The sequence below is a fragment of the Streptomyces sp. NPDC059371 genome (assembly GCF_042751995.1).
GTDB lineage: Bacteria > Actinomycetota > Actinomycetes > Streptomycetales > Streptomycetaceae > Streptomyces.
In genome coordinates, this window is record NZ_JBHYXD010000011.1 from 121,899 (window position 1) to 148,198 (window position 26,300).

Annotated in this window: 18 protein-coding genes and 2 pseudogenes; 14 read left to right on the forward strand and 6 right to left on the reverse strand. The window is 70.9% G+C overall.

Annotated elements, in window-relative coordinates; translation table 11 throughout:
* Window positions 1-459: pseudogene (locus tag ACFXGX_RS09625) on the forward strand (hypothetical protein); the annotation flags it as partial.
* Between the two features lie 9 nt (window positions 460-468).
* Here ACFXGX_RS09625 and ACFXGX_RS09630 read toward each other — a convergent pair.
* Window positions 469-1,722: a PucR family transcriptional regulator gene (locus tag ACFXGX_RS09630; RefSeq protein ID WP_384787202.1), complete on the reverse strand. Its 1,254-nt coding sequence runs from the start codon at window positions 1,720-1,722 to the stop codon at window positions 469-471.
* 164 nt (window positions 1,723-1,886) lie between these two features.
* Here ACFXGX_RS09630 and ACFXGX_RS09635 point away from each other — a divergent pair, with 164 nt between their 5' ends.
* Together ACFXGX_RS09635 and pruA are read left to right on the forward strand one after the other, a co-directional pair.
* On the forward strand, window positions 1,887-2,813 hold the full coding sequence (locus ACFXGX_RS09635) for a proline dehydrogenase family protein (protein WP_384787205.1): 927 nt from the start codon (window positions 1,887-1,889) through the stop codon (window positions 2,811-2,813).
* Window positions 2,814-3,052: 239 nt separating this feature from the next.
* A complete protein-coding gene (gene pruA, locus ACFXGX_RS09640; RefSeq protein WP_384787208.1) occupies window positions 3,053-4,684 on the forward strand; it encodes an L-glutamate gamma-semialdehyde dehydrogenase in 1,632 nt (543 codons plus the stop codon).
* 114 nt (window positions 4,685-4,798) lie between these two features.
* Here the strand turns inward: pruA and ACFXGX_RS09645 are convergent, their stop codons facing one another.
* Both ACFXGX_RS09645 and ACFXGX_RS09650 read right to left on the reverse strand, forming a co-directional pair.
* Complete coding sequence (locus ACFXGX_RS09645; protein WP_384787211.1) at window positions 4,799-5,005, reverse strand: DUF5988 family protein; 207 nt, start codon at window positions 5,003-5,005, stop codon at window positions 4,799-4,801.
* A 52-nt stretch (window positions 5,006-5,057) separates the two neighbouring features.
* Window positions 5,058-5,963 (reverse strand): annotated as a pseudogene (locus ACFXGX_RS09650) (alpha/beta fold hydrolase).
* A 425-nt stretch (window positions 5,964-6,388) separates the two neighbouring features.
* Between ACFXGX_RS09650 and ACFXGX_RS09655 the strand changes: the two are divergent.
* Window positions 6,389-6,520, forward strand: coding sequence for a hypothetical protein (locus tag ACFXGX_RS09655; protein ID WP_355761576.1), 132 nt, complete (start codon window positions 6,389-6,391; stop codon window positions 6,518-6,520).
* A gap of 99 nt (window positions 6,521-6,619) precedes the next feature.
* Here the strand turns inward: ACFXGX_RS09655 and ACFXGX_RS09660 are convergent, their stop codons facing one another.
* Window positions 6,620-8,221, reverse strand: a complete 1,602-nt coding sequence (locus ACFXGX_RS09660; RefSeq protein WP_384787214.1) for a purple acid phosphatase family protein — start codon at window positions 8,219-8,221, stop codon at window positions 6,620-6,622.
* Between the two features lie 142 nt (window positions 8,222-8,363).
* On the opposite strand from ACFXGX_RS09660, the gene ACFXGX_RS09665 reads away from it, so the two are divergent.
* The 4 genes from ACFXGX_RS09665 (at window position 8,364) to ACFXGX_RS09680 (ending at window position 13,365) form a co-directional block, all read left to right on the forward strand.
* Complete coding sequence (locus tag ACFXGX_RS09665; RefSeq protein ID WP_384787217.1) at window positions 8,364-9,407, forward strand: 3-isopropylmalate dehydrogenase; 1,044 nt, start codon at window positions 8,364-8,366, stop codon at window positions 9,405-9,407.
* A 287-nt stretch (window positions 9,408-9,694) separates the two neighbouring features.
* Window positions 9,695-10,783, forward strand: a complete 1,089-nt coding sequence (locus ACFXGX_RS09670; protein ID WP_384787221.1) for a branched-chain amino acid aminotransferase — start codon at window positions 9,695-9,697, stop codon at window positions 10,781-10,783.
* A 156-nt stretch (window positions 10,784-10,939) separates the two neighbouring features.
* Window positions 10,940-12,010 carry a hypothetical protein gene (locus ACFXGX_RS09675; protein ID WP_384787224.1) on the forward strand — a complete coding sequence of 357 codons (1,071 nt, stop codon included), beginning with the start codon at window positions 10,940-10,942 and terminating at the stop codon, window positions 12,008-12,010.
* A gap of 44 nt (window positions 12,011-12,054) precedes the next feature.
* On the forward strand, window positions 12,055-13,365 hold the full coding sequence (locus tag ACFXGX_RS09680) for a KamA family radical SAM protein (RefSeq protein WP_384787227.1): 1,311 nt from the start codon (window positions 12,055-12,057) through the stop codon (window positions 13,363-13,365).
* Here ACFXGX_RS09680 and ACFXGX_RS09685 read toward each other — a convergent pair.
* Window positions 13,312-14,745, reverse strand: a complete 1,434-nt coding sequence (locus ACFXGX_RS09685; RefSeq protein ID WP_384787230.1) for a cytosine permease — start codon at window positions 14,743-14,745, stop codon at window positions 13,312-13,314. The two genes, ACFXGX_RS09680 and ACFXGX_RS09685, sit on opposite strands and share 54 nt — an antisense overlap.
* 164 nt (window positions 14,746-14,909) lie before the next feature.
* Between ACFXGX_RS09685 and ureA the strand changes: the two genes are divergently transcribed.
* The 5 genes from ureA to cimA all read left to right on the forward strand — a co-directional run bounded on the left by ureA (window position 14,910) and on the right by cimA (window position 20,922).
* The gene (ureA, locus tag ACFXGX_RS09690; protein WP_384787233.1) at window positions 14,910-15,614 is read left to right on the forward strand and encodes an urease subunit gamma; all 705 of its coding nucleotides are present in this window, start codon (window positions 14,910-14,912) and stop codon (window positions 15,612-15,614) included.
* On the forward strand, window positions 15,611-17,320 hold the full coding sequence (locus tag ACFXGX_RS09695; RefSeq protein ID WP_384787236.1) for an urease subunit alpha: 1,710 nt from the start codon (window positions 15,611-15,613) through the stop codon (window positions 17,318-17,320). Before ureA ends, ACFXGX_RS09695 begins: the two co-directional genes overlap by 4 nt.
* Before the next feature lie 26 nt (window positions 17,321-17,346).
* Entirely contained in the window at window positions 17,347-18,384 is a 1,038-nt protein-coding gene (locus ACFXGX_RS09700; RefSeq protein ID WP_384787239.1) for an agmatine/peptidylarginine deiminase, read from the forward strand.
* Window positions 18,385-18,399: 15 nt separating this feature from the next.
* A complete protein-coding gene (locus tag ACFXGX_RS09705; protein WP_384787241.1) occupies window positions 18,400-18,990 on the forward strand; it encodes a TetR/AcrR family transcriptional regulator in 591 nt (196 codons plus the stop codon).
* A gap of 327 nt (window positions 18,991-19,317) precedes the next feature.
* A complete protein-coding gene (cimA, locus tag ACFXGX_RS09710; RefSeq protein ID WP_384787244.1) occupies window positions 19,318-20,922 on the forward strand; it encodes a citramalate synthase in 1,605 nt (534 codons plus the stop codon).
* Between the two features lie 57 nt (window positions 20,923-20,979).
* Here the strand turns inward: cimA and ACFXGX_RS09715 are convergent, their stop codons facing one another.
* Entirely contained in the window at window positions 20,980-22,842 is a 1,863-nt protein-coding gene (locus ACFXGX_RS09715; protein ID WP_384787247.1) for a ricin-type beta-trefoil lectin domain protein, read from the reverse strand.
* A gap of 289 nt (window positions 22,843-23,131) precedes the next feature.
* Here ACFXGX_RS09715 and ACFXGX_RS09720 point away from each other — a divergent pair, with 289 nt between their 5' ends.
* Window positions 23,132-26,173: a glycoside hydrolase family 3 N-terminal domain-containing protein gene (locus ACFXGX_RS09720; protein ID WP_384787250.1), complete on the forward strand. Its 3,042-nt coding sequence runs from the start codon at window positions 23,132-23,134 to the stop codon at window positions 26,171-26,173.
* The last annotated feature ends 127 nt before the right edge of the window (window positions 26,174-26,300 follow it).

The following is a 26,300-nucleotide window of genomic DNA, read 5'->3' on the forward strand; positions in this document are numbered from 1 at the left end:
CCCGGCCGCGCCGCCCCGCTGCGGGCGCCAACGCCCCGCCGCCCCCGCGGCCCCCCCCCCCGCGAACAGCCCCCCCGGCCCGTGCTGATCGAGTCCGGGCGCCACGACCGCCATCTGCGCCGGATGCGCACGGTCTACGCGGCCCGGCGTACTGCCCTGGTCGACGCGCTGGCCACGCACGCTCCGGAGGTCCGGCTCACCGGGCTGGCCGCCGGCTTCCACGCGGTCCTGCACCTGGCGCCGGACGCCGACGAGCGGTCCGTCGTCGCCGCGGCCCGGGAGCGCTCCGTCGGCCTGTACGGCATGAGCGCGTGCCGCTCGGACGGATCGGCGACACCGCCACGGCTGGTGCTCGGCTTCGGTGACGTGGGGGAGCGGGCGATCGCCGAGGGAGTGGCGGCCGTCGCCGACCTGCTGACCGGCGGGGCCCGCCGGCCGGTCGGGCCGGGCACCCGCTAGGGCTGTCCTCTAGAGCCGCGCCCCCTTCAACGCCATGTGCAACAGCAGCCGGTCCTCGCCGTCGTCCAGGTCCAGGCCGGTGAGCTGCTCCACCCGGGACAGGCGGTAGTACAGCGTCTGGCGGTGGATGCCCAACTCGGCCGCCGTGCGCCCGGCCTGGCCCGCCCGGTCGAGGAACACCTCGGCCGTACGCGCGAGTTCGCGGTGGGCGGCGCCCAACAGGGTGCTCACGGCGGGGTCGTGGGCGGCGTCCGGCGGCAGGGCGGTGAGGAGCCGGAAGGGGCCGATCGCACCCCACTCGGCGACCGGACCGAGGCGCGGCTCGGCCAGCACCGCCCGCGCGGCCGCCGCCGCCTCGCGCCAGGCGGCCCCCAGCTCCCCGAGCCCCTCCCGGGCCCCGGCGACCCCGGCGGCCGCCGTCCCGCCGGGGGAGGAGCCCGCTCCCGTACCGCCACCGGCGGAGGCGGCCCCCCGGTCGCCGCCGACGCCCGCGGCTTCCCGTACGAACCGGCCGGCCGCCGTCAGCGCCGGAGTCATGACGTCCGGCGAACGCAGCCGGATCAGCAGGGCCAGGCTCTGGCCCGCGGTGCCCCAGGGGATCGTGCACAGCGCGGTCGCGCCCGGCACCGTACGGGCGGACGGGGCGTCGTCCGGGTCGGCCGAGGGCCACGGCGCCACGCACACCACCGTGTGCAGACCCTCGCCGCGCGGACCGAGCGCCGTGCGCAGCTCGGCCACCGCCATGTCCCGCTGCCAGCCGCGCTCGGCGGTCAGCACGGCACGCAGCTCCCGGGTGAGGTCCGCACCGGCCTGCGCCTCGTCCGCGAGCAGCGCGCCGAGGCGGGAGGCCACCTGCATGGCCCCGGCGAGCTGGGCGTCCGTGAGACCCGGGTCGTCGTCGAGCAGCCAGACATAGCCGAGGACGACGCCCCGATGGCGCACCGGCAGACAGATCCGCCCCCGGTAGACCCCGGCCTCGGGGGTCGGCGGGATACGGACGGGCCCGGTCGCGCGGGTGATGCCGAAGCCCTCGAACCAGGTGCGGACCGCGGTGGTGGACCGCCGGGTGAGGATCGAGCGGGTGCGCACGGGGTCCAGGGCGGACGGGTCGAGGTCGCCCTCGCTGTCGTACGCGCCGAAGGCGATCAGCTCGAAATCGCGGTTCTCCAGCGTCGCCGGGACGCCGAGGAGCGCCGAGATCTCGTCGACCAGCTCCTGATAGTCGCCTCTGTGTTCACCGCTCACCCCGGCATTCTCGCGCATTTCCGGGAGCCCTTCATACATATGTCTGAGATCTGGGCCAGGGATGCGTGACAGCTGTCGATGGCCCAGGATCGGAGAGATCCCTAGGTTTCACGGTGGTTCTCCGTGCCGTACCCGAATCGTCGGGATTCGGCCTCCTGCTGACCTCGTTGTGGAGGTGCCCCGTGCTGGGTCCCGTGATTCTCGCCGCCTCGCGCAGCGACAAGATGCGCCGTCTGATCTCGGCCGCCCCGGTGACCAAGCCGGTCGTCGACCGCTTCATCCCCGGTGAGACCGTCGAGCAGGTCGTCCCGATCATCAAGGACCTCACGGGCAAGGGCCTCGAGGTCACGATGGACGTCGTCGGCGAGGACATCACCACTCCCGAGCAGTCGTACGCCGCCCGTGACGCGTACCTGGAGCTGATCGGCCGCCTCAAGGAGCTCGGCCTCGGCACCAAGGCCGAGATGTCGGTCAAGCTCTCCATGTTCGGACAGGCACTGGAGGGCGGCCACGAGCTGGCCCTGGCCAACGTCCGTCCGGTCGTCGAGGCCGCCGCCGCCATCGGCACCACCGTCACGCTGGACGCCGAGGACCACACCACCCTCGACTCGATGTTCGCGATCCACGAGGAACTGCGGAAGGACTTCCCGCAGACCGGCTGTGTGATCCAGGCCTACCTGTTCCGCACCGAGGCCGACGCCCGCCGCCTCGCCGGGAGCGGCAGCCGCGTCCGTCTGGTGAAGGGCGCCTACAAGGAGCCCGCCGAGGTCGCGTACCAGCAGAAGGCGGAGACCGACAAGGCGTACGTCCGCATCCTGAAGATCCTGATGGAGGGCGAGGGCTACCCGATGATCGGGTCCCACGACCCCCGGCTCATCTCGATAGCCCAGGAGCTCGCGCGGACGGCCGGGCGCAAACTGGACGAGTACGAGTTCCAGATGCTCTACGGCATCCGCAGCGACGAGCACGTGCGGCTCGCCGCCGAGGGCCACCGCATGCGCGTCTACACCGCGTACGGCACCGACTGGTACGGCTACTTCATGCGGCGCCTGGCGGAGAAGCCGGCCAACCTGCTCTTCTTCGCGCGCTCGATCCTGACCAAGGGCTGAGCGGTAGCTGTCGGCATCCGGGCAAGGCCCGGACAGCGGCAGCTACCGCCCGTCGGTCGGTTGAGCCGACCCGGTGTTCCGGAAGGAGTTACGGAACTTGTGACTCCGCCCTCGTAAGGGCTTCTCACTTGCCCGCCGAGACGAGGAAGTGACGGTCAAGCCCTGACCGCCGACCAATTTACGCACGTGGCTTTGGTTCTCCCGGCTGAAGCCAAGGATTCACTCGGAAGAGGTAGCCCATGGACGCCGTGACCCAGGTCCCCACCCCCGTCAACGAGCCGGTGCACGGCTACGCCCCCGGCTCGCCCGAGCGTGCCCGCCTGGAGGTCAAGCTCAAGGAGCTGGCCGAGAACCCGATCGACCTGCCGATGACCATCGGCGGCGAGAAGCGGATGGGCGGCGGCGACCGTTTCGACGTCGTGCAGCCGCACAACCACAAGGCGCGCATCGGCACCTACGCCAACGCCACGCAGCAGGACGCCCAGGACGCCGTGGACGCGGCCCTCGCCGCCGCCCCCGCCTGGCGCGCGATGGCCTTCGACGACCGCGCCGCGATCATCCTGCGTGCCGCCGAGCTGCTGGCCGGTCCCTGGCGCGAGACGCTGGCCGCCTCCACCATGCTCGGCCAGTCGAAGACCGCCCAGCAGGCCGAGATCGACACCCCCTGCGAGCTCGTCGACTTCTGGCGCTTCAACGTCCACTACGCCCGCCAGATCCTCGCCGAGCAGCCCCCGGCGAACTCCCCGGGCGTGTGGAACCGCATGGACCACCGTCCGCTGGAGGGCTTCGTCTACGCGATCACGCCCTTCAACTTCACGGCGATCGCGGGCAACCTGCCCACCGCTCCGGCGCTCATGGGCAACGTCGTCGTGTGGAAGCCGTCCCCGACGCAGACCCACGCCGCCGTGCTGCTGATGCAGCTCCTGGAGGAGGCGGGCCTGCCCAAGGGCGTCATCAACCTCGTCACCGGTGACGGCATCGAGGTCTCCAAGGTCGCCCTGGAGCACCGCGACCTCGCCGGCATCCACTTCACCGGCTCGACCAAGACCTTCCAGTACCTGTGGAAGACGGTCGGCAACAACATCGAGAAGTACCGCTCCTACCCGCGTCTGGTCGGCGAGACCGGCGGCAAGGACTTCGTGGTCGCCCACCCGTCGGCGGACCGCGCGGTCCTCAAGACCGCCCTGACCCGCGGTTCCTTCGAGTACCAGGGCCAGAAGTGCTCGGCGAGCTCCCGCGCCTACGTCCCGGCCTCCATCTGGAACTCCGGTTTCAAGGAGGAGTTCGCGGCCGAGGTCGACTACCTGACCATGGGTGACGTCACCGACCTGTCGAACTTCATGGGCGCGGTCATCGACGAGCGGTCCTTCGCCAAGAACAAGGCGGCCATCGACCGCGCGAAGGCCGACCCGACCTGCACGATCGTCGCGGGCGGCTCGTACGACGACTCCGTCGGCTACTTCGTGCGCCCGACCGTCGTCGAGTGCTCGGACCCGGAGAACGAGGTCTTCACGACCGAGTACTTCGGCCCCTTCCTCGCCGTCCACGTCTACGAGGACGACAAGTACGACGAGATGCTGACCCAGATGGAGTCGGCGTCCGACTACGCGCTCACCGGTGCGGTCATCTCCGGCGACCGCGCGGCGGCCGCGTACACGATGGAGAAGCTCCGCTACGCGGCGGGCAACTTCTACATCAACGACAAGTCGACCGGTGCCGTCGTCGGCCAGCAGCCCTTCGGCGGCGGCCGTGCCTCCGGCACCAACGACAAGGCGGGCGCCCCGCAGAACCTGATGCGCTGGACGCTGACCCGCGCCATCAAGGAGACGCTGGTCCCGCCGACCGACTACGGCTACCCGCACATGGGCTGACAGCCGAACGCGGCCGCCGGCCCCCGGGCCGGCCGCCCGTCACCCACTCCGCCCCCGCCCCACGGTCTCCCCGTCCGTGGAGCGGGGGCGGTTCCAGTTCCCGGCCCCGCGGGGCTATCCGGGCAGCTCCGTCCGCTCCCACCACTCGTACACGGGCAGCCTGCCCTCCGGCGAGTCCGCGTGACGCGGGGTCGCCCTGAAGTGTTCGTAGCCACCGCGCCACGCGATCTTCACGTCCGATCCGGGGTCCGGGGCCGGGACGATCCGATCGGGCAGGTCGTCCGGGCCGCCCTCAAGCAGTGCTCTGGTCGTGTCGCTCATGCCGTCACCGTTTCCCGTTGCCGGAGACCGATGCGGCATGCCCAGCCGAGGATCAGTCGTGCGGGTGACGCGCTTCGCGGCCGTCGGCCGTCGCGCCGCGGCCGAGGAAGTCCCGGACGAGGGCTGCGATCTGTGCCGCGTGCGTCTCCAGGGCGAAGTGCCCCGTCGGGAGCAGATGGATCTCGGCGTCCGGGAGATCGCGCCGGAAGGCGAGGGCGCCCTCGGGGACGAAGATCTCGTCGCCCGCGCCCCAGACCGCCAGGAGCGGGACCCGGCTGGTGCGGAAGTACTCCTGGAACGCCGGGTAGAGCGCGAAGTTGGAGCCGTAGTCGGAGATCAGGTCGAGCTAGATCTCCGGCTGGCCGGGGCGGGCCATCAGGGCGGTGTCGTGCTCGTAGGCGTCGGGGCTCACCAGGGTCGGGTCCTGGACGCCGGTCAGGTACTGCCACCGGATCCCGTCCGGGCCGCTGATCGCCCGGACCGGCGCCTCCGTCTCGGGGGTGCGCCTGTCGATCAGCGCCAGCACCGGCGCCCAGGCGTCCGCGCCGAGCCCCTCCTCGTAGGCGTTGCCGTTCTGCGTGATGATCGCGGTCACCCGTTCGGGGTGCGCGAGTGCCAGGCGCAGGCCGATCGGTGCGCCGTAGTCCTGGATGTAGAGCGCGTACTCCTTGAGGCCGAGCCGCTCGGTGAACTCCCCGGTGATCTCGGCCAGCCGGTCGAAGGAGTACGGGAAGTCGGTGGCCGCCGGGGCGTCCGAGCGGCCGAAGCCGAGGTGGTCGGGGGCGACCAGGCGGTAGCGGTCGGCGAGCAGCGGCAGCAGGTCCCGGAACATGTGCGAGCTGGACGGGAAGCCGTGCAGCAGGAGCAGGACGGGAGCGTCCGCGGGGCCCGCCTCGCGGTAGGCGATGCGGTGGCCGGCGACGGTGGCGGTGCGGTGGTGGACCGGGTGACTGCGCATGATCGGATCCCCTAACCCCTGAAAGCCTTTTTAGTGGTGAGATCAGTTCAGCACGACCGCCTCTAACTGGTCAAGATGTTTTAGGCAGTTAGGGAGTCTCCGCCTCGGGCGCCGCGTCCGCCCGTCCCCCGACCGGTCCGACGGTGCCGCGCTCCGGGGAAATCCCAGGTCGGAACCGTGTGGCGTAATCGGCCGTCTCAGATAGTAGGAAGTCCGAGTAATCGTGAAGACAGATGCTCCGTCCTCGCCTAGCTTGGAAGAAGCCGAACGTCTCGCTCGACCCAGCGAATGGCGGTCGTGAGCCGGAGCCCTTGGCAGGCAACCCCTGCGGCACCGCTCCCCGCCCCTTCCGGCGTCTCGTAAATCCCTCATCGCACTTCCGGCCGCCCGTGATGGCGCCACCGGAGGCAAGGAGTCGATTCATCATGGCCGAGACGACCGTCCGCCGAGTCCGCCACCTCTCGCGCACGAGCAGCGAGTCCGACCGCAAGAACGCCGCCGCCGCGCTCCAGCGCGCCCTCGACCGCAGGGACAACGGCGGAGAGACGGGCCACTGAGGCCGGCGCACCCTTGGACCGGGAGCCGCACCCGCAGGGGTGCGGCGCGGGGTTCTGCCCCGCGCCGCACCTCGACGTGCCGTCCCGGCCGCCGTGCCGTCAGGTTCCGCGCCGCACCTCGAAGTGGTCGATGCGCTCGCCGCTCTGGGCGAGCGCCGACACCGTGAGCCGGGGTGAGGGGCCCGCCTGCGCCTCCACCGAGAGGAAGGAGAAGCCGGTGTACCGCACCCGTGACCACTCCACGGTGTCCGCCTTCTGGTGCTTCGACTTCGTCCAGTGGAACGTCTTGACGGACTCGCCACGCGTGACCTTGCCCTCGTAACTGTCCTCGACCCCGGTGGGGAAGCTGTAGAGGCTCTTCCCCGCGCCGCCCGCCGTCACGTACACGATCCCGTCCCGGGTCGGATCGGTCGAGGCGCCCACCGGAACCTGCCTGCCCACCTTGCCGCCCTTGATGGCGTCGGTGCGCTCGTACACGTGGTTGTGTCCGTTGATCACCAGGTCCACCTGGTGCTTGGCGAACAGCGGCACCCAGGCGTCGCGCACCCCGCCGTCGGAGGCGTGCGTCGACGTCGAGTAGGCGCAGTGGTGGAAGAAGACCACGACGAAGTCGACCTGCTTGCGCAGTTCCCCGAGCCGCTTGTCGAGCCAGGCGGTCTGTCTGCCGTCCGAGTAGCCCTTGTTGGCGGGGATCTCGTACGACACGTCGTTGGCGTCCAGCGCGACGATGCCGACGTTGCCGTACACGAACGAGTAGGCGCCCGGCGCGTTCCGGGGGTCGAAGCCGTTGGAGGGGAGCGCCCAGCGCGCCGACTGGCCGCCGTAGCCGTTCGGCGAGTACCAGGCCTCCATGTCGTGGTTGCCGGTCGTCACCATCCACGGCACGGTCTTCGCGACCGTCTCGGTCTGCTTGAGGAACAGGTCCCAGGCGGCTGGGTCGTAGGTGTCCGACTTCCGGCCGAGCCCGATCCCGTCCGCGTAGCAGATGTCGCCCGCGTGCAGATGGAAGGCGGGACCGCGGCCCAGGAGCGCCTTGTCGTTGGCCAGCGCGTCAGGGGTGACGCCCTGGTCGCCGAAAGCGGTGAAGACGAACTTCTCGGGGTGCGCGGGCGCCGTGCGGAAGCGGCCGATCGTGGGGTGCCGCTCCTTGCTCGCCGGGTCGAAGCCCTCGTGGCCGACTCCGTAGTAGTACGTCGTCCCGGGGCGCAGTCCGTCGAGTGCCGCGTGCAGGTAGTACTGGTCCAGGGCGGCGCGCTGCCCGGTGAGGCCCGGGGTGCGCAGATGGCGGACCTCGGCCTCGATCCTGCGACTCAGGCCCCAGGGCGTCGCCCCCACCCGGATGTACGGCTTCCTGACCGCGAACGGCACCTGCCAGGAGATCCGCATCTGGGTCTTCGGGTCCGCGCCGAAGGCGAGGTGGCGGCCGAAGGGTGTGACGGCGGAGCCGGGAACCCGGCCGGTGGCCGGGTTCGGCGAGGAGCCGGACGCCACCCGGGCGGGGTCCCTGGTGCCCTGGGCGCAGCCGGCCAGCAGTCCGCCGCCCGCGAAGGCGCTCGCCGCGACGAGGGCCCGGCGCCGCGTGAGCCTCGTCCTCAGGTACTCGTACTGCTCCGCCATGCTCATGTCGCGCGCAAGCTCGTACGGGATGCCGACGTCGGGGACGGGGGACTCGGGGGAGGTCCCCGTGGAGGGAGCGGTCATGTCTGGAAAGTTCCCAGCCTGCGCCAACGGCGTTCATACGTACGGGTGAACATGGGTCGAAGCGTAGGCGTGCTGCGACACCCGCCTGTCCGTATCGCGGACATCGCGTGTCATTCCATGGGACAAGGAGTACGGTGCCGTCATGTCTCGCAGCATCGATCTCGCAGTGATCCCAGGTGACGGCATCGGCCAGGAAGTCGTGGTCCAGGGGCTCAAAGTCCTCTCCGCCGTCCTCCCGCAGGACGTGAAGCTGGAGACCAAGGAGTTCGACTTCGGCGCCCGGCGCTACCACGCCACCGGTGAGACCCTCACCGACGCCGACCTCGACGCCCTGAAGGGGCACGACGCCATCCTGCTCGGCGCGATCGGTGACCCCTCGGTCCCGTCCGGCGTCCTGGAGCGCGGCTTCCTGCTCAAGCTCCGCTTCGCCTTCGACCACCACGTGAACCTGCGTCCGTCGAAGCTCCTGCCCGGTGTCGCGACCCCGCTCGCCGGTCAGCCCGAGATCGACTTCGTCGTGGTCCGCGAGGGCACCGAGGGCCCGTACACCGGCAACGGCGGCACCATCCGCAAGGGCACCGAGCACGAGGTCGCCACCGAGGTCTCCGTCAACACGGCCTTCGGCGTCGAGCGGGTCGTCCGTGACGCCTTCGCCCGCGCCCAGGCCCGCCCGCGCAAGAAGCTCACGCTGGTCCACAAGAACAACGTGCTGACCTTCGCGGGCCACCTGTGGACGAACATCTTCAACAAGGTGGCCGAGGAGTTCCCCGAGGTCACCACCGACTACATTCACGTGGACGCGGCGACGATCTTCCTCGTCACGCAGCCCGAGCGCTTCGACGTGATCGTCACCGACAACCTCTTCGGCGACATCATCACCGACCTGGCCGCGGCCGTCTCCGGCGGCATCGGCGTCGCCGCCTCCGGCAACATCAACCCCAGCGGCGAGTTCCCCTCGATGTTCGAGCCCGTGCACGGCTCGGCGCCCGACATCGCGGGCCAGGGCAAGGCCGACCCCAGCGCCACCGTGCTGTCCGTCGCCCTGCTCCTGCGCCACCTCGGCTACGAGGCCGAGGCCGCCCGGATCGAGGACGCCGTCGCCGCCGACCTCGCCGAGCGCGTCGGCCGGCCCGCCCGCAGCACCGAGGAGATCGGCGACGCGCTCGCCCTGCGAGTAGCCGGCTGACCCGCCGCACCGCCTACGTTCCGTAGCAGCCGCCGGGTCGCATCCGCACCCGGCGGCTTTCGCTGTGCCCTCGCCGGGTGCCACCATCGACCCCTGGGTCATCCCCGGGGCGATCCCGGGGCATTCCCCGGGCCGTATTCACACCGTTTCGTCCACGGTCCTCCGCGCGCGATAATCGAGGCGGAGTCGCGGAACGAGGGAATGCTCGGACCTCCTAGCACTGGCCACGGACGGTTTCGGGGTGAGCGCGGCCCGTCACATACAACCGGTGAAGGACAAAACCACTCATGACGCAGCCCACGATCGAGCTCAAGCCCTCCGCCAGTCCGCTCGCCGCCGCCGAGCGCGAGGCGATTCTGGCCAACCCCGGGTTCGGCCGCCACTTCACCGATCACATGGTGACGGTCAAGTGGACCGAGGGCCGCGGCTGGCACGACGGCCAGCTCGTCCCGTACGGACCGCTCTCCCTCGACCCGGCGAACATGACCCTGCACTACGCGCAGGAGATCTTCGAGGGCCTCAAGGCCTACCGCCGGCCCGACGGCTCCGTCGCGACCTTCCGCCCCGACAAGAACGCCAAGCGTTTCCAGGCCTCCGCGCGCCGGCTCGGCATGCCCGAGCTTCCCGTGGAGACCTTCATCGAGGCCTGTGACGCGCTCGTCCGCCAGGACCGCGACTGGGTTCCCGCGCACGGCGGCGAGGAGTCCCTCTACCTCCGCCCGTTCATGATCGCGACCGAGGTCGGCCTCGGCGTGAAGCCCGCCAACGAGTACCTCTTCCTCGTCATCGCCTCGCCCGCCGGCGCCTACTTCGCGGGCGGTGTGAAGCCGGTGTCGATCTGGCTCTCCGAGGACCGCGTCCGCGCCGTTCCCGGCGGCATGGGCGACGCGAAGACGGGCGGCAACTACGCCGCCTCGCTCCTCGCCCAGAAGGAGGCCGCAGCCAAGGGCTGCGACCAGGTCTGCTACCTCGACGCGGTCGAGCACAAGTGGATCGAGGAACTCGGCGGCATGAACCTGTACTTCGTGTACGGCGACAGGATCATCACCCCGTCCCTCACCGGCTCCATCCTGGAGGGCGTCACCCGCGACTCCCTGCTGACCGTCGCCCGCGACCTCGGCTACACCGCCGAGGAGGGCCGCGTCTCCATCGACCAGTGGCAGACCGACGCGGAGAACGGCACCCTCACCGAGGTCTTCGCCTGTGGCACCGCCGCCGTCATCACCCCCGTCGGCACGGTCAAGCGTGACGGCACCGAGTGGCGCCAGTCCGGCGGCGAGCCCGGCAAGGTCACCCTCCGCCTCCGCGAGGCCCTGCTCGACATCCAGCGCGGCATCACGGAGGACACCCACGGCTGGATGCACCCGCTGGCCTGATCCCCGCACACCTTCGTCCGGTCCCCGTCTTCCCAACAGGGTTACGGGGACCGGCTGTTGGTCCGACGCGTAGCGCCCCGGCGACACGGGTATCCACACAGTCCACGGGGGGAGCGTGTCCTCCGCCGCGCCCGCACGGCCACGGAGGGAGCGCAGGTGAGGGCAAGGTCGCCGCTGTCACGGCCGAGCTGGCTGCTGCGCACCCTGCGCACGCCGCGCCGTCCGCAGAGCCTCACCGTCCTCGGCCTGCTCGCCGCCGTCGCCGCGCTGCTGCTCTGGAGCAGCCGGCGGATGGACAACTACGAGGAGAACCTCACCCTCAACCTCGGCACCGACATCATCGGCGTCGTCGTCACCGTCTTCGTGATCGGCCCGCTGATCAGCCGCGCCCAGGAGGGCCGGGTCCGCGAGCACACCCGGCTGGACTACGAATGGTTCAGCGCCCAGGTCTACGGTGCGACCTCGAACGTCAAGGTCCTCGACACCTTCTCCAGCGTGTTCGGCCCGCAGTTCTCCGAGCGCCTGTTCCGCGGCATCAAGGCGGCCACCGCGCACGGCGCCCGCGTCCAGATCCTGCTGCTGGACCCGGACTCCCTGGCGGTCATCCTGCGCGGCCGTGAACTGGGCGAGCAGAGCGCCGACATCCGCCGCGACATCATGCGCAACCTGCGCACCCTGGACCGGTTCGCGCTGCGGCTCGACGAGGACTGCCGTCACCTCCTCGAAGTGCGCCTGTGCTCCACCTCCCCGGGCGTGACCCTCTACCGCTGGGACGAGCGCTCCCTCGTCTCCTTCCTCACCGTCGGCCGCCTCTCCGGGGAAGGCGTCCAGCTCGAAGTGGCCGTCCGTTCCCCGCTGGGCACCTTCGTCGAGCAGCGCTTCGACGAACTGTGGCAGCAGAGCATGCCCATGGACCGGTTCACCCATCTGCCGGTGACCCTGGTCGACGCGACCGACGGCCGCAGGGCCTTCCGCTGCCGATTCGTCTCCGCGGACGACGCCCTGTATGTCGCAGGCCACGACCTCGTGTCGTACATGGCACGCCACCGGTTGGACCAACTGTCGGCGCACAGCGACGCCTTGAGCGCCCCCGGCGCACACGAACTGGTCGTGGTGGACGACGAAAGCGAGCTGCACGCCTTACTCATCCAGCAGTTCACGGAGAAGTACGATGCGACCGCGACGGCTTTCGTCGAACTGCGGCCGCAGGCTCTCGTCACGGAATAGAGGCCCCGTTCACCGTGTGTTCAGCGCTCCACCCGGCTCCGTACGTGAGCACCCGACCCGCCGACCCGAGCCCCCGCTTTCGTGCCTACACCCCTCGTGACCTGGACGGCCTGCTTCAGCGCGTGTCCGTGCCGCCCGCCGAACGGCTCGCGCTGCGGGCCGTGGCGGCCGTCCTGCCGTTCCGCACGAACAGCTATGTCGTCGACGAGCTGATCGACTGGTCGGCCGTGCCCGACGACCCGATCTTCCGGCTGACGTTCCCGCAGGCCGAGATGCTGCCCGAGCCCGACCTCAAACAGATGGCCGACCTGCTCTCCGAGGACGCCCCGAAGGCGGACGTGCTGCGCGCGGCCCACGAGATCCGGATGAAGCTCAACCCGCATCCCTCGGGCCAGCTCGACGCCAACGTCCCCGTGCACGAGGGCGTCCGTCTGACCGGTCTCCAGCACAAGTACCCGGAAACGGTGCTGATCTTCCCGCGCCAGGGCCAGACCTGTCACGCCTACTGCACGTACTGCTTCCGCTGGCCCCAGTTCGTCGGCGAGTCCGACCTGCGGATCGCCACCGACGACATCGCGGCCACGTCCGCCTATCTGCGCGCCCACCCGGAGGTCACCAGCGCCCTGATCACGGGCGGCGATCCGCTGGTGATGAGCACCGAGGTGCTGCGCCGGTACGTCGAACCGCTCCTGGAGATCGACACGATCCGCTCGATCCGCATCGGGACCAAGTCGCTCGCCTTCTGGCCGTACCGTTTCCTCACCGACCGCGATGCGGACGACCTGCTGAGGCTGCTGGAGAAGGTGGTCGCGAGCGGCCGGAACCTCGCCCTGATGGCCCACTTCACGCATCCCCAGGAACTGCGTCCCCCGGCCGTGCGCGCGGCGATGCGCCGGGTGCGCGACACGGGGGCCGTGATCCGCTGTCAGGGTCCCCTGGTCAGGGGGATCAACGACAGCGCCGCGGCGTGGGCCGAGCTGTGGAACGAGACGACGGCGCTGGGGGCGGTGCCCTACTACCAGTTCGTCGAGCGGGACACCGGTCCGCAGGGCTACTTCGGGGTGCCGCTGGCCCGCTGCCACGAGATCTTCCGCGACGCCTACGCCCAGGTGTCCGGCCTCGCGCGGACCGTGCGCGGCCCGGTCATGTCGGCGATGCCGGGCAAGGTGTGCGTGGACGGGACGGCGGAGGTCGCGGGCGAGAAGGTCTTCGTGCTCCACCTCATCCAGGCCCGCGATCCGGACCTGGTGGGGCGCCCGTTCTTCGCCGCGTACGACGAGCGCGCCACCTGGTGGAGCGACCTAAAGCCGGCTTTCGGCGCGGGCCGGTTCCTGGACGGGCTCGATCCGGTGTGACGTGGCGTTCGCCGTCAGGGCCAGGTAGGTGAGGCCGCCGACCAGGCCGGAGAGGATGAAGCTGCAGTCCACTCCGCCCGTCAGGGACAGCAGCGGGCCCTCGTACGACGGCAGGGACACGGCCAGCAGGCCGACCGCGGCGCCCAGCGCCCAGGCCGCCGTGGCCCGGACGTTCCAGCCGGCCCGGTACCAGTAGACGCCGCCGCGCGCGCGGCGGTTGAAGACCTGGAGGGCGTCGGCGTCGTAGATCCCGCGGCAGCGGACGAAGCCGATCAGGGTGATGACCGCCCACGGGGTGCCGATCGCGGTCAGCAGCAGGACGAAGGACGTCATCGCGGACTGGGCGTTCCAGGCGTAGTGGCCGACGAACACGCAGAGCATGGCGACGACGGCGACCGCGCAGGTGGCGCGGGCGCGCGAGGCGCGGGGCAGGATCGCGTCGAGGTCGAGGCCCATGGAGTACAGCATCAGACCGGCGTTGCCCACCGAGCCCGCGGAGGCGGCCAGCAGCAGCGGGACCAGGTACCAGCCGGGGGACGCGGAGACCAGCGGTCCCGCGTAGTCGAGGGCCGCGCGGGCCCCGTACGCGGTGAAGGTGCCGAAGAGCTGGGGGACGAGGAGACCGGCGATCAGGCCCAGCCAGGTGCCGTGCAGGACCGTGCGGGAGGAGTGGCGCGCGGGGGAGATGTAGCGGGTGTAGTCGCCCAGCAGCGTGATGAACGCGATCGGGCCCGACAGGCCGGCGGCGACGGCGGCGAGCAGCCAGGTGGGCCAGAACGAGCCGAGCAGATAGCCGCCGGCCTCCGGGAGCGCCGCGGTGCTGAAGTGCGGGGCGTACGCGATCACGCCGACCACCAGCAGCGCCGACATGCCGATCGCGAGGGCGCGGGACATGGCGAGCAGCACGCGGTAGCCGTAGACGGCGCCCGCGACGGTGGCGGCGGCGAGCACCGCGTACACCACGGCGTACGAGACCCCGTTCGCCGGGAGTCCGAAGAGGCGGCCGAGGACGCCGATCATCACGTCACCGCCGATCCACACGGTCAGCGCGGTGTAGCCGAGGGCCAGCAGCAGGCCGACGACCGAGCCGACCAGCCGTCCGCGCACGCCGAACTGCGCGCCGGAGGAGGTGGAGAGGTTGGTGCCGGTCCGCAGGGAGACCAGGGCCAGCGGCGCGGTGAGCGCGGTTCCGACGACCGTGCCTGCCACGATCGAGCTCACGGAGGACCACCAGTCGAGCCCGAACGAGGGCGGCAGCCAGCCGAAGATGATCACCCCGAGGCAGAGGTTGGAACCGAGCAGGATCGACACGAGGTCGCGCGGCCCGCTGGTGCGTTCCTCATCCGGGATCGTGTCGACTCCGCGCTGTTCGATCGGCATGGCTGGTCTCCTTTGACGGCCACCTGGCGTGGTGCTGGCAGCATCACGAGTTAGAGCGACGCTCAATGTGGTGCCTCCGATGCTTATCCGTCAATGTTTCCCTTCCATGAATCCGACGTTTAGAGTGATGCTCTAAACGGAGGAAGGCGAGGAGGTGTCGCGGCGTGAGACTGACCCCCACGGAACGTGACCGACTGCTGCTGTTCTCGGCCGCCGAGCTGGCCCGGGCCCGCCGGGCGCGCGGCCTCAGGCTCAACGTGCCGGAGGCCACCGCGCTGATCGCGGACACCGTCTGCGAGATCGCCCGCGACGGCGGACGGCTGGCCGAGGCCGTCGAGGCGGCCCGGTCCGTCCTCGGCCCCGAGGACGTCCTGCCCGGCGTCGCGGACATCGTGACCGAGGTGCACGTCGAGGCCGTCTTCGACGACGGCTCGCGCCTCGCGGTCGTCACCGCCCCGATCGGCGGCGGACTCGGCGACCGTGCCCCGGGCGCGCTGCTGCCGGGCCCGGAGCACACCGAACCCGAGGCCGTCGTCCGCCTGTCCGTGACCAACACGGCCGGCGTCCCCGTCTCCGTCACCTCCCACTTCCACTTCTTCGAGGCCAACCCGCGGCTCGACTTCGACCGCCCGGCCGCCTACGGCATGCGGCTGGCCGTCCCGGCCGGCTCCTCCGTCCGCTTCGGCCCGGGGGAGAGCGCCGAGGTGGGGCTCCTGCCCATCGGCGGGGCACGTGTCGCGATCGGCTTCGCCGGTCTGGTCGACGGACCGCTGGACGCGCCCGGAGCCAGGGAAGAGGCCCTGCGCCGGGCCGCCGCCTGCGGCTACCTCGGCGTACCGGACACCCGCGAGAAGGAGGCCGGGCGATGAGCCGCCCCGGAGGACACCCCGCCGAGGCGCGCCGCCTCACCCCGTACGAGTACGCCGCCACCCACGGCCCCCGCGCCGGCGACCGGGTCCGGCTCGGCGACTCGGGGCTGACCATCCGCGTCGAGTCCGACGCCCAGCTCCCTGGCGACGAGTTCCTCGCCGGATTCGGCAAGACCGCCCGCGACGGACTGCACCTCAAGGCCGCCGCCGTCCGGGAGACCTGCGACGTCGTCATCAGCAACGTCGTGGTCATCGACGCCGTCCAGGGCATCCGCAAGGTGTCCATCGGTATCCGCGAGGGCCGCATCCACTCGATCGGACGGGCCGGCAACCCCGACACGCTCGACGGCGTCGACGTCGTCGTCGGCACCGGCACGTCCATCGTCTCCGGCGAGGGACTCATCGCCACGGCCGGAGCCGTCGACACACACGTCCATCTGCTGTCGCCGCGCATCATGGAGGCCTCGCTCGCCTCCGGCGTCACCACGATCATCGGCCAGGAGTTCGGGCCGGTCTGGGGCGTCGGCGTCAACTCGCCCTGGGCACTGCGCCACGCCTTCTCCGCCTTCGACGCCTGGCCCGTCAACATCGGCTTCCTGGGCCGGGGTTCGTCCTCCGACGGCGCGCCACTGATCGAGGCGCTGGCCGAGGGCGGAGCCAGCGGCTTCAAGGTCCACGAGGACATGGGCGCGCACACCCGGGCCCTGGACACGGCCCTGCGGGTCGCCGAGGACCACGACGTCCAAGTCGCCCTGCACAGCGACGGGCTGAACGAGTGCCTGTCGGTCGAGGACACCCTCCGTGTGCTCGACGGCCGCACCATCCACGCCTTCCACATCGAGGGCTGCGGCGGCGGCCACGTCCCGAACGTGCTGAAGATGGCGGGCGTCCCGAACGTCATCGGGTCCTCCACCAACCCGACCCTGCCCTTCGGCCGCGACGCGGTGGCCGAGCACTACGGCATGATCGTCTCCGTCCACGACCTGAAGACCGACCTGCCCGGCGACGCCGCCATGGCCCGTGACCGCATCCGCGCCGGGACCATGGGCGCCGAGGACGTCCTGCACGACCTGGGAGCCATCGGCATCACCTCCTCGGACGCGCAGGGCATGGGCCGCGCGGGCGAGACCGTGCGCCGCACCTTCGCCATGGCCGGCAAGATGAAGGCCCAGTTCGGCGCCCCCGAGGACCACGACAACGAACGCGTCCTGCGCTACATGGCCAAACTGACCATCAACCCCGCCATCGCGCACGGCCTCGCCCACGAGGTCGGCTCCATCGAGACCGGCAAGCTCGCCGACATCGTGCTGTGGCGCCCCGAGTACTTCGGCGCCAAACCGCAGCTCGTCCTGAAGGCCGGCTTCCCGGCCTACGGAGTGGTCGGCGACCCGAACGCCGCCACCGACACCTGCGAACCCCTCGTCCTCGGACCGCAGTTCGGAGCGCACGGCGCGACCCCCGCCGAGATCTCCGTGGCCTTCGTCGCCCGGGCCGCCCTCGACCAGGGCAACGACACCATGCCCACCCGCCGCCGCCGCGTGGCGGTCCGCGGCACCCGCGGCATCGGCCCCGCCGACCTGCGCCTCAACTCCCGTACAGGGGCGGTCGACGTGGACGGGCGCACCGGCCTCGTCACCCTCGACGGCGAACCGCTGCGCTCCGACCCCGCCGACTCGGTCCCCCTCAACCGCCTGTACTTCTTCTGATGGACACAGCCTGTAAGGAACACCCCATGTCTGCTGCCGCCGACGGCTTCCGCATGCCCGCCGAGTGGACCCCGCACGAGCGCACCTGGATGGCGTGGCCGGGCCCCAACCCCACCTTCGACAGCCCCGAGGACCTCGCCGCCTCCCGGGCCGCCTGGGCGGAGGTGGCCCGCGCGGTCCGCCGCTTCGAACCCGTCACCGTCGTGTGCGGTCCGGGCCAGTCCGGGCCGGCCGCCGAACTCCTCGGCCCCGGCATCGACACCGTCGAGCGGGAACTCGACGACGCCTGGATGCGCGACATCGGCCCCACCTTCCTCACCGACGGACAGGGCCGGCTCGCCGCCGTCGACTGGACGTTCAACGGCTGGGGCGCCCAGGACTGGGCCCGCTGGGAGCACGACTCCAAGATCGGCGCCCAGGTCGCCGAACTGGCCGGCGCGAAGACGTACGCCTCGCGGCTGGTCAACGAGGGCGGCGCGATCCACGTCGACGGCGAGGGCACCGTGCTGCTCACCGAGACCGTCCAGCTCGGCCCCGAGCGCAACCCCGGCTGGAGCCGCGAGCAGGTCGAGGCGGAGATCCACGCCCAGCTCGGCACCGAGAAGGCCATCTGGCTGCCGCGCGGCCTGAGCGGCGACTACCCCCCGTACGGCTTCGGCACCCTCGGCCACGTCGACATCGTCGCCGCCTTCGCCCGGCCCGGCGTGATCGTCGCCCACTCCCAGCAGGACCCCGCGCACCCCGACCACGAGGTCAGCAAGGAGGTCATCGGGCTGCTCAGGGCCCAGACCGACGCGCGCGGCCGCGCCATCGAGGTCGTCGAGGTCCCCGCCCCGACCGTCCTGGAGGCCGACGGCCACTGGGCCGACTACTCGTACATCAACCACTACCTCTGCAACGACGGCGTCGTCCTGTGCGGCTTCGACGACCCGCGCGACGAGACCGCCACGGACATCTTCCGCCGGCTCTTCCCCGAGCGGACCGTGACCCTGGCGGACGCACGTACGATCTTCGCGGGCGGCGGTGGCATCCACTGCATCACCCAGCAGCAGCCGAAGGTCTGACAAGGGGAGTCACGGATGGCCGGTGCGCGGAAGAACGCGCCACCGCGCGAGGAGGTCCTCGCCGCCGCCATGGAGATGATCGCCGAACGCGGTCTGGAGAAACTCACCATGGCGGCGCTCGGCCGTGAGGTCGGCATGAGCAGCGGCCATCTCCTCTACTACTTCCGCTCCAAGGACGAGCTGCTGCTGCGCACCCTGGAGTGGAGCGAGGGCCGCCTCGGCGCCGAACGCGGCCGGCTGCTCGCCGGGCGCGGAACCGCCCGCGAGCGCCTGGACGCCTACGTCGACCTGTACGTCCCCGACGGCCACCGGGATCCGCACTGGACCCTGTGGCTGGAGGTCTGGAACCACTCCCAGAACGCGGACGACGACGCCCGGGAACGACAGGCCGCCATCGAGGGCGCCTGGCACCGGGACCTCGTCGCGCTGCTCGCCGAGGGCGTCTCACGCGGCGAGTTCCGCCCCGTCGACGCGGACCGCTTCGGCGCCCGGCTGCGCGCCCTGCTGGACGGCTTCTCCATCCATGTGGCGATCGGCCTGCGCGGCACCGGCCGCGAGCAGGTGCTGTCCCACGTGCGGGAGTTCCTCGACGACGCGCTGGGCTGAGCGGTCACTGTCCGCCGATCATGTAGCCCAGTGCTCGCATCCTGAGACAGCGTGTGATCGCGGGAGCGGTATGTGCCAGACTGCCCCCGTGCTCTCGTTCGCCACGATTATTGGCAGCAGGCGCGCCGGTCCGCAGTGACCGCCACGTACGACCAGGTACGGGCGGACACCGTCGTCCTCGACCCGCGCGCAGACCTCTCGCACCCGCGAGGGGTTTTTCGCATTTCTGGCCCACCTTCAGCCGGGAGCGCAGCGCGAGGGATCATTGGGGGACGGTGGAGCCGGTCATTCCGGTAGACCGAGTTTCAATACAGGAGCCTTGAGACCATGACGGAAACCAGCGAAGTCGACGATTCCTTCCACGTCTTCGACACGACGCTGCGCGACGGCGCGCAGCGCGAGGGCATCAACCTCACCGTGGCGGACAAGCTGGCCATCGCGCGGCACCTGGACGACTTCGGGGTGGGCTTCATCGAGGGCGGCTGGCCCGGCGCCAACCCCCGCGACACCGAGTTCTTCGCCCGCGCCGCCCAGGAGATCGACTTCCGGCACGCCCAGCTCGTGGCCTTCGGAGCGACCCGCCGGGCCGGCGGCGAGGCCTCGGAGGACCCCCAGGTCAAGGCACTCCTGGACTCGGGTGCCCCGGTGATCACGCTGGTGGCCAAGTCCCACGACCGGCATGTGGAGCTGGCGCTGCGCACCACGCTGGAGGAGAACCTGGAGATGGTCCGCGACACCGTCTCCCACCTGGTGGCGCAGGGCCGCCGGGTGTTCGTGGACTGCGAGCACTTCTTCGACGGCTACCGCGCCAACCCCGCCTACGCGAAGGCGGTCGTGCGGGCCGCGCACGAGGCCGGCGCCGACGTGGTGGTGCTGTGCGACACCAACGGCGGGATGCTCCCGGCGCAGGTGCAGGCCGTGGTCTCCACCGTCCTGGCGGACACCGGCGCCCGTCTCGGCATCCACGCCCAGGACGACACCGGCTGCGCGGTCGCCAACACCCTGGCCGCCGTCGACGCGGGCGCCACCCACGTGCAGTGCACCGCGAACGGCTACGGCGAGCGGGTCGGCAACTCCAACCTGTTCCCCGTGGTCGCGGCCCTGGAGCTCAAGTACGGCAAGAAGGTGCTCCCCGAGGGCGCGCTGCGGGAGATGACGCGGATCTCGCACGCGATCGCCGAGGTCGTCAACCTGACCCCCTCCACCCACCAGCCGTACGTGGGAGTGTCGGCGTTCGCGCACAAGGCGGGCCTGCACGCCTCCGCGATCAAGGTCGACCCCGACCTGTACCAGCACATCGACCCCGAGCAGGTCGGCAACACCATGCGGATGCTCGTCTCCGACATGGCCGGCCGTGCCTCCATCGAACTCAAGGGCAAGGAACTCGGCGTCGACCTCGGCGACGACCGCGAACTGGTCGCCCGGGTCGTCGAACGCGTCAAGGAACGCGAACTCAAGGGCTACACCTACGAAGCCGCCGACGCCTCCTTCGAACTCCTGCTCCGCGAGGAGGCCGAAGGCCGGAAGCGCACCTACTTCGAGGTCGAGTCCTGGCGGGCCATCGTCGAGGACCGCCCCGACGGCAGCCACGCCAACGAGGCCACGGTCAAGCTCTTCGCCAAGGGCGAGCGCATCGTGGCCACCGCCGAGGGCAACGGCCCGGTCAACGCCCTCGACCGTGCCCTGCGGGTGGCCCTGGAGACGCTCTACCCGCAGCTCGCCAAGCTGGAGCTGGTCGACTACAAGGTCCGCATCCTGGAGGGCAAGCACGGCACGCAGTCCACGACCCGCGTCCTGATCTCCACGTCCGACGGCACGGGGGAGTGGTCCACGGTCGGCGTGGCGGAGAACGTCATCGCCGCGTCCTGGCAGGCACTGGAGGACGCGTACACGTACGGGCTGCTCCGGGCCGGGGTCGAACCCGCCTCGTAGCGGACACCCGGCGGGAGCCCGTGTCCCGTCCCCGGCGGGGACGGGACACGGACCGCTCTACTGCAGGTGCCACTTCTGGTTGGCGGCCCCGGTGCACGACCAGATCTGCGCCCGCGCCCCGTTCGCCGACGAGTTGTCCGTCACGTCGAGGCATTTGTTCGCCGCGGTGTTGACCACGTCACCCGTCGACGAGCTGTACGACCACCGCTGGGCGCCCGAGCCGTTGCAGTCGTAGAGCTGGATCTTGGAGCCGTCGGATGTCGAGCCCGAGGTGACGTCGAGGCACTTGCCGAGCGCGCGCACCGATCCGTCGGTCCCCACGGTCCAGGACTGTGCGCCCGAGCCGTTGCAGTCGTACAGCTGCACCGCCGTGCCGTTCGCGCTCGACGCGCCCGCCACGTCGAGGCACTTGCCGGCCAGGCCGACGAACGCGCCCGACTGGCCGCCCCCGCCCGAGGGGGTGCCGGACCAGGTGAACGTCGCCGAGGTCTTGCCCGGCAGCGAGTAAGTGGCGTGCTGGGAGCCCCAGTTGATGGTGACCGTCTTGGCGGTGGACGCGTCGTTGTAGGCGATCAGCGCCTTGCCGCCGTCCGGGTTGCGCCAGGCGACGTTCGGGACGGCCGACGAGGCCGTGGAGGCGATCCGCTGCGCCCCGGGCCGGACGAACTTCGTCAGGTGGCCCATCGTGTAGTACTCGACCGTGTAGTCGACGGTCCCACTCGCGCCGTCCCCGTTGTGCACGGTGATCAGCCCGGTGCAGGTGCCGCAACCCCCGTTGTGCGGGCCCTTGTTCTGGTCCACGGCGAGCGACCACTTGGTCACCGACTTCGCCCAGTTGCGGGTGTAGTCGACGATGTTGAGCATGTCCTCACGCTGCTGGTTGGCGATCCAGGTGCCGCCGGAGTGCTCGGTCCCGAAGGCGTCGAGTCCCGGGTACTGGTTGTGCACGCTCGTCTGCTTGGCGATGTCGCCGCCGTACCCGTGCCAGGCGATCCCGCCGAAGTTCGGGTGCGAGCGGACCGCGGCGTCGTCGACGGTCTGGGCGGCGTAGGAGTCGTACACGTCCCAGTTCCAGTCGTGGGCGAGCACCTTCGTGGACAGCCCGGCCGCCTGGAGCCTGGGCAGCAGCTCGCTCTTGGTGAAGTAGGCGAGCCCCGAGGCGTTCCAGCTCATCGAGGGATAGCCCGAGCAGCAGGTCGGCTCGTTCTGCGCGGTGACGTACGAGACCGGGACGCCCTGGTCCCGGTAGGCCTGGAGGTACTTCACGAAGTACGAGGCGTACGCGCCGTAGTCCTCCGACTTCAGCCAGCCGCCGTTCAGCGACCCGCTGTCCTTCATCCAGGCCGGTGCCGTCCACGGCGAGGCCATCACCGTCAGGGAGGGGTTGAGCTGGAGTGCCTGCCTGGTCAGCGGGACCACGTCGGCCAGGTCGTGGGCCACGGAGAACTGCGCCAGGTTCGGGTCGCTCTGTCCGGCCGGCACGTCGTCGTAGGTGTAGCCGTAGCGCGCGAGGTCGGAGGCGCCCATCGGGTTGCGCAGGAAGGACAGTCCGATCCCGTCCGTCGGTGAGAACAGCTTGCGCATCGTCGCGTCACGGGTGCTCTGCGACAACGCGCCGCTGCTGTTCATCAGCCAGGCCGCGGTGTCCGTGAAGGAGGCGCCGCCGCCGGTGAAGGTCTGGTACCGCGTGTTCTCGTCGACGGTGATGTTCTCGCCACCGCCGCCGCTGCCGGACTGGAAGGCGAACGGCGCCTGCGCCTGGAGGCCGCGCACGACATGCCGTCCGCCGTCGTCGTCCGTCGTCGTCAGATAGGCGGTGACCTGTTCGCCCGCGGCGTGCGCGGGCGCGGCCGCCGTGAATCCCGCGGTGGCGAGCAGCCCGGCGACGATCAGCCGGGCCGCCCGAGTGGATCTCCTCATGGAGCGCCGCCCTTCTGGAGGTGGGGGTTGGGAGGCGTGCGAGGCGTGAGTAAATGACGGCTGCGAAGGCGCGTCAAGGGGTTGCGCGTTCAGATTTTGAAGGAACAACTGCCCTGATCCAGCCGGGACTTGAGTCTGTACCGGTTCTGACGTGAAGTCTTGACGGGTTACCGGGTCACCAGTTAACTCACGCCGTGATCTAAGTCGTGAGACGAGCGAGGGAACAGAGCGGCACGTCATCGTCAGGAAGAACGTCGTCAGAACCACGTGAGAGTCGAGGGGAACCCCATTGACCGGGCTCGATCGGAACTCCGTACGAAGAACCGCTCTGCTGGCCGGTGCCGCGCTGATCGCCGGACTGCTTCCGCTCGCCTCGGCGGGAACGGCGGCGGCCGATGATCCCGCGCCCGTCGCGGTCGACCGCTTCGAGGGCGAGGTGCCCTTCGGGAACCAGCCCGCCGAGGGCATCTTCACCTGGGGCGGCGACAGCGACGACCCGCCGAAACTCGCCCTGACCGCACGCTCCGACGCACCCGAGGGCGCCAAGGTCCTCACCGGCGACTACGACATCAGCGGCTACGGCGGATTCACCCACGACTTCGCGGCGGACCAGCCGGCCCACGACTGGTCCGCGCACAAGGGCATCCGCTTCTGGTGGGACGGCCGGAACACCGCCAAGAAGATCTCCTTCGAGATCAAGGACGGCGGCACCAACGGCGAGGCCTCGGAGCTGTGGACGACGTCCTTCACCGATGACTTCAGCGGCTGGAAACAGGTCGAGATCCCCTTCGCCGACTTCGTCTACCGCACGGACTACCAGCCCGTCGGCGGTATCGACCAGGTCCTCGGCCTGACGCAGATGTGGGGTTACGCCCTCACCCTTCCGGTCGGCGTCCAGGGGCAGTTCGCCATGGACGACGTCGAGCTGTACGGCAAGGCCGACCAGTCCCTGCGCGCCTCCGTCAGCACCGGCTCGGCGGTCTACCCGGTCAAGGAGGGCGGCACCGCACGGGTGAGGATCTCCGTCGCCACCACCGGCTCCGCCCCGATCGACGAGCCCGTGACCGTCGCGTACGAGAGCGCGGGCGGCGGCGCCGAGCCGGGCAGGGACTACGCCCCCGTCAAGGGCGAGATCACCTTCCCGGCGGGTACGACGTCCGGCACGAGCCGCACCGTCACGGTCCGGACCCTGCGCGACAAGTCCGCCGAAGCGGCCGAGACGATCCCCCTCAAGCTCACGGTGACAGGCGCCAAGGCCCCCGCCGAGACCCCGCAGGTCGTCATCGACGCCCACGGGCTGCCGTATCTGAACCCGAAACTGTCCGTGCGGAAGCGGGTCGCCGACCTGGTCTCCAGGATGTCCCTGGAGGAGAAGACCGGGCAGATGACCCAGGCCGAGCGCGGCGCGATCGGCACGGGCGGTGACATCGCCGCCTACGACCTCGGGTCCCTGCTCTCCGGCGGCGGCTCCACGCCGACCCCCAACACCGCCGGGGCGTGGGCGTCCATGATCGACGGCTACCAGCTCCGGGCACAGGCCACCCGGTTCCAGATCCCGCTGATCTACGGCGTGGACGCCGTGCACGGGCACAACAACCTCGCCGGCGCGACGGTCATGCCCCACAACATCGGCATCGGCGCCACCCGTGACCCCGCGCTGGCGGAGCGGACGGGCGCGGTGACCGCCTCCGAGGTCCGCGCCACCGGCATCCCCTGGGACTTCGCCCCCTGCCTGTGCGTGACCCGGGACGAACGCTGGGGCCGCTCCTACGAGTCCTTCGGCGAGGACCCGGCGCTCGTGGAGTCCATGGAGACGGTCGTCCAGGGCCTCCAGGGTGCCCGCGACGGCAGCGACCTGAAGGACGGCGACAAGGTCCTCGCGACCGCCAAGCACTTCGTCGGCGACGGCGGCACCGGGTACGGCACGTCCACGACGGGCTCGTACACCCTCGACCAGGGCGTCACCAAGGTCACCCGGCAGGAGCTGGAGGCCGTGCACCTGGCGCCGTTCAGGACCGCGGTCGACCGGGGCGTCGGCTCGGTCATGCCGTCGTACTCCTCGCTCGACATCATCGGCGACGGCCAGGGCCCGGTGAAGATGCACGCCCGCGCCGACATGATCAACGGCGTGCTCAAGGGCCGGATGGGCTTCGACGGCTTCGTCATCAGCGACTGGAACGCCATCGACCAGCTCCCCGGCGACTACGCCTCGCACGTGCGCACCTCGGTCAACGCGGGCGTGGACATGATGATGGTGCCGTACTCCTACAAGGACTTCCGTGCGACGCTCACGGACGAGGCGAAGGCGGGCCGCGTCACCCAGCGGCGGATCGACGACGCCGTGTCGCGCATCCTCACCCAGAAGTTCGAGCTGGGGCTCTTCGAGAAGCCGTACGCGGACACCGGCGGCGCCTCGCGGATCGGCTCCGCCGCGCACCGCTCCGTGGCACGGCAGGCTGCGGCCGAGTCACAGGTCCTGCTGAAGAACGCGGGCGGCGTCCTGCCGCTGAAGAAGTCCCAGAAGGTGTACGTCGCCGGTTCGAACGCCGACGACCTCGGCAACCAGACCGGTGGCTGGACCCTCACCTGGCAGGGCTCGTCCGGGAACATCACCAAGGGCACGACGGTCCTCCAGGGCATGCGGAACGCCGGCGGTGACGTCACCTACTCCAAGGACGCCTCGGCACCGACCGGCGGGTACGACGTCGGTGTGGTCGTCGTCGGCGAGACCCCGTACGCGGAGGGCGTCGGCGACGTCGGCAACGGCAACGACCTGGAACTGACCGCGGCGGACAAGGCGGCCGTGGACAAGGTGTGCGCGGCCATGAAGTGCGCGGTGCTGGTCGTCTCGGGCCGCCCGCAGCTCCTCGGCGACCGGCTCGGCGGCATCGACGCCCTCGTCGCCTCCTGGCTGCCGGGCACCGAGGGCGACGGGGTCGCGGACGTCCTCTACGGGAAGCGCGCCTTCACCGGGCAGCTCCCGGTCACCTGGCCGAAGTCGGAGTCCCAGCTCCCGATCAACGTCGGTGACGCCTCCTACGATCCGCAGTTCCCTTACGGCTGGGGGCTCACCACGCTGAAGAAGACACCGGGCGGTGGCGCCACCGCGCTGCGGGAGCTCGCCCGGGTGGCCTCGGCGGCGGAGCGGCGCGGCGCCGACGGGACGGCCCGCGCGGCCGTGACCAAGGCCCGCCTGCTCGTCCAGCAGAAGATCGGCACGTCGGTCACCGCGGCGAACGCGGGTCCCTTCGCGGACGCGGACCATCTCCTGCTGACCGGCCACTACGGAGAGGCGGTGGCGAAGCTGGCCCAGGCGTACCGCGCGGCCTGAGGGAGAAACGGGAGGGCCGGGGGGGGGGGGGGGGCCGGCGCCCCCCCCGCCCCCGCGGGGGGGCGCGCGGGGGGGGGGCCCCCCCCGACCCGGGGGTGCGAGGGGGGGGGGGGAGAGTCAAAGATAT

Bases quoted from the DNA above. Each gene is read 5' to 3' on its own strand.
- ACFXGX_RS09630 (WP_384787202.1), bottom strand. From the start codon at position 1,722: ATGCGCGAGAATGCCGGGGTGAGCGGTGAACACAGAGGCGACTATCAG.
- pruA (WP_384787208.1), top strand. From the start codon at position 3,053: ATGGACGCCGTGACCCAGGTCCCCACCCCCGTCAACGAGCCGGTGCAC.
- ACFXGX_RS09645 (WP_384787211.1), bottom strand. From the start codon at position 5,005: ATGAGCGACACGACCAGAGCACTGCTTGAGGGCGGCCCGGACGACCTG.
- ACFXGX_RS09655 (WP_355761576.1), top strand. From the start codon at position 6,389: ATGGCCGAGACGACCGTCCGCCGAGTCCGCCACCTCTCGCGCACGAGC.
- ACFXGX_RS09660 (WP_384787214.1), bottom strand. From the start codon at position 8,221: ATGACCGCTCCCTCCACGGGGACCTCCCCCGAGTCCCCCGTCCCCGAC.
- ACFXGX_RS09665 (WP_384787217.1), top strand. From the start codon at position 8,364: ATGTCTCGCAGCATCGATCTCGCAGTGATCCCAGGTGACGGCATCGGC.
- ACFXGX_RS09670 (WP_384787221.1), top strand. From the start codon at position 9,695: ATGACGCAGCCCACGATCGAGCTCAAGCCCTCCGCCAGTCCGCTCGCC.
- ACFXGX_RS09685 (WP_384787230.1), bottom strand. From the start codon at position 14,745: ATGCCGATCGAACAGCGCGGAGTCGACACGATCCCGGATGAGGAACGC.
- ACFXGX_RS09695 (WP_384787236.1), top strand. From the start codon at position 15,611: ATGAGCCGCCCCGGAGGACACCCCGCCGAGGCGCGCCGCCTCACCCCG.
- ACFXGX_RS09700 (WP_384787239.1), top strand. From the start codon at position 17,347: ATGTCTGCTGCCGCCGACGGCTTCCGCATGCCCGCCGAGTGGACCCCG.
- ACFXGX_RS09705 (WP_384787241.1), top strand. From the start codon at position 18,400: ATGGCCGGTGCGCGGAAGAACGCGCCACCGCGCGAGGAGGTCCTCGCC.
- cimA (WP_384787244.1), top strand. From the start codon at position 19,318: ATGACGGAAACCAGCGAAGTCGACGATTCCTTCCACGTCTTCGACACG.
- ACFXGX_RS09715 (WP_384787247.1), bottom strand. From the start codon at position 22,842: ATGAGGAGATCCACTCGGGCGGCCCGGCTGATCGTCGCCGGGCTGCTC.